Source organism: Rummeliibacillus sp. TYF005 (assembly GCF_003844195.1).
Taxonomy (GTDB): Bacteria; Bacillota; Bacilli; order Bacillales_A; family Planococcaceae; genus Rummeliibacillus.
Window position 1 is genome coordinate 1 of sequence record NZ_ML122624.1, and the last position, 3,311, is coordinate 3,311.

Consider the following 3,311-nt stretch of genomic DNA (forward strand, 5'->3'; position numbering starts at 1 on the left):
AACTTATGATGTAGCTGTGAATAATTCAGGTATAATATAAATCTATGAGCTTAGACATGATTGTCTAGGCTTTTTATTTAGTTGGAGATTGTACCAGAAATTACTTGTCTAGTTTTCTCAATTTGCATTTATAGTTATTACTATAGCACTCTTAAATTTCATGTTTTTTTATCATAGATAAAATGATTGAAAGGAGAAAAATAGATGAAAAGGTTCCTTGCAATCTTACTAGGCCTTTCTATATCTCTTGGTACTGCTGGCTATTTACATTATGATGTATACGCTGATGAGGATGTTCCGGCAATCACAAGTGAATCTGCCATTAAACAAGAAGTTTTAAAAAATTTAGACAAAGTTAAACTTGAGTTTACAATTCCTACAAAAATTCCTGTATATAAATCTAAAGAAGTCGATAAAATATTCAAAAACATTATGGATGAATTAAGTTCTACTGCAAATTATGGCTTTGGTAATTTGACTGGTTATTCTTATCATATTTCATCCAAATTAGGTTTGATCCATATTAAAGTAGAAGCTTATTATCTTACAACACCAGAACAAGAAAAAAAGATTAACGATAAAGTAAAACGTATTGTGAAAGAAAATCATTTGAAAGATATGACGGACTTTGAAAAAGTATACTTTGTAAATAAATATATAGCATCGCATACTGAATACAGTTCAAATGCAACTGATGATGGTCACTCTGCATATGCAGTACTGTTTGATCATAAGGCAGTCTGTCAAGGATACGCATTAGCAGCTTATCGTATTTTAACCGAAGCTGGCGTTGAAACAAAATATATAACTGGTCAGGTGAAAGATTCAAACCACGCATGGAATAAAGTAAAAGTGAATGGGAAATGGTACAACCTGGACATCACTTGGAATGACCCAATGCCTGATCGTGGAGAGCGTTATCGCTTGAATTATTTCTTAATCAGTGACCAACAATTAGCAAAAGATCATTATTGGAAATATCGTTCTGAAAATCCTGCTACAAGTAAAAAGTATGAATTTCTAATGAACGCACAAGCTTTTGATATCAACAAAAATAATTTTTACTATACTTTACAAAGTGATTCCAATGTCTATAAATGGAATATGAATACAAATAAAAAAACAGTATTATTCCAAAACAATATGCCATTAAAATATATTGATGTAAAAGGTAAATGGTTAACATTAGAAGATTTTTATGGAGATATAACAAAAGCAAAAATTGATGGATCAAATTATACATCGCTTTCAAAAAATAATGTCAATCATTGGGCGGCCTATGTGAAACAATGAATTGCTCGCTTTACCAAATTAATTTTTAGTAGTTAAAAAGAATTTTTCCAAGATAAAAAATGCAAATTCATGTCATTGAATTTGCATTTTTTTCGTTTACCATCTTTTACTGTTTCTAAATTAATCCCACTAATCATGTGTATGATAGAAATTACATTAATCAGTTATCATTCTTATTCTTCTTTAAGTTTTGCTTCTATCGTTCTTTTTAATCTACTTAAAATCTTCTCTTTTTGAACAAGTTTTAATTGGGCTAGTTCTAATGATATTTTTTTGAAGTGAACAATACTGTTTGGTGACATTTGAGCAAGAGACGATAAGTCAGCCGTGATGATTTGTGCTATTTTTGGATAGCCTCCCGTTGTTTGTCTATCAGCCATTAGAATAATTGGTTGACCGCCAGAAGGGACTTGGACGGTTCCATATGTAGTTGCTTCTGAAAGAAGATCGAATTTTTCTGTAAGTTCAAGATGTGGCCCACTCATTCGATAGCCCATACGATCTGATTGTGTAGAAATAGTAAAGGAAGACGTTTCAAATTGAAGTTTACTTTCTGATGTAAACTTATTATATTCAGTTCCTTCTATATAGTATATGGTTTGATCTTTTGAAAAAGAAACGAAATGTGAATAATCGACATACCAAGTCGCTGGCGATTGGCAATTAAATTTTTCTAGTAAAAGTTGTTGGTTCTCTGAAAGCTTTCCTGTACGAATGATATCATTTGTCATGAGTGGTCTTCCTGAAAATCCACCTATTTTCGCCTTCAAATAGGTGCTTTTACTATTCATTACTGGTTCTACATCTATTCCACCAGCAATACTGACGTAAGCACGGCATCCAGTAATAGGTCGTTTGAATTTTAAAACACTCCCTTTTGCTACAAAAATAGTTCGCCACAAAGGAGCAGGCTTGTTATCAATAAATGCTTGTAAGTCCCCGCCGGTAATGGCTATTAAACAATCTTCATCGAATTGTAAAACCGTACCGAACATAGTAACTTCAATGCACGCTTCATCTTCAGCATTTCCAACGAGAAGATTGGCAATTCTTAAAGAGTATAAATCCATTGCTCCGCTAACAATAACACCATATTGTTGGTAACCATAGCGACCAGTGTCTTGAATTGTGGCAAGTAAACCTGGCTTTTTTACTGAGATGGTCATTGGTTTTGCCCTCCTAATTGTTTGTATTCTTTTTCTGTAATTGGATAGAAACGAATCTTATCACCTGCTGTAAGAAGGGAAGGGGGCTGTACCTCTGGTAAAAATAGTTTAGTAGGTGTGCGACCGATAAGTTGCCAGCCACCAGGTGTTTCAAATGGATAGATACCTGTCTGCTTCCCTGCAATGCCAACTGATCCGGCGGGGATTTTTAGCCTTGGTACATCTTTTCGAGATGTCCCAATTTTTTCATCCATTCCGCCTAAAAAAGCAAAGCCTGGTGCAAAGCCTATCATATGGACGAGGTATTCTGGTTGACTATGAATTTCAATAACTTCTTCCATAGTTATGTTATTTTGCATTGCAACGAGTTCTAAATCTGGTCCGTAATCTCCACCATAACAAACAGGAATCTCAATTAGTTTTGATGATGTTTCTTCTAAGAGATTAATAGATTCCAATAATTCTTCGATATATTCTTTTATAAATTGAAATGGATGAAATTTACGGTCACGATAAATAGATATTGCGCTATAGTATATAGTTAAATTTGTATATGAAGGAACGGATTCTATATAGCCTGTAAAAGGTGTTTTATTTAATTTGTTTTGTAAGGACTGAATATATTTTGCAATCTTCGGATTAATCTTGGATCCGAATTTTACGATAAGAGCTGAGTCACCAAAAGGCTTTATTTCAACGTTTTCTAAAGACTCTTTCATTTTAATATCCCCTCGTTTTAAAAATGTGTTTAGTTAATTATATATTTTTTCTGAAAAAAACTACAAGTTAGAATCTTAATTTTCTAAAAAAGCGAAAAAGGAAGTGTCAATAATTTTGTGTAAATGACTTTTC

General features: G+C 32.8%; 3 protein-coding genes. 1 reads left to right on the forward strand and 2 read right to left on the reverse strand.

What is annotated here, in order from left to right; all coding sequences use genetic code 11:
- The first annotated feature begins 204 nt into the window (after nt 1-204).
- Complete coding sequence (locus CW357_RS17785) at nt 205-1,293, forward strand: transglutaminase domain-containing protein (RefSeq protein WP_124218775.1); 1,089 nt, start codon at nt 205-207, stop codon at nt 1,291-1,293.
- Nucleotides 1,294-1,466: 173 nt separating this feature from the next.
- Here CW357_RS17785 and CW357_RS17790 read toward each other — a convergent pair whose 3' ends face one another.
- Nucleotides 1,467-2,459, reverse strand: a complete 993-nt coding sequence (locus CW357_RS17790; protein ID WP_124218776.1) for a 5-oxoprolinase subunit C family protein — start codon at nt 2,457-2,459, stop codon at nt 1,467-1,469.
- A complete protein-coding gene (pxpB, locus tag CW357_RS17795; protein WP_124218778.1) occupies nt 2,456-3,178 on the reverse strand; it encodes a 5-oxoprolinase subunit PxpB in 723 nt (240 codons plus the stop codon). Before pxpB ends, CW357_RS17790 begins: the two co-directional genes overlap by 4 nt.
- Between the last annotated feature and the right edge of the window lie 133 nt (nt 3,179-3,311).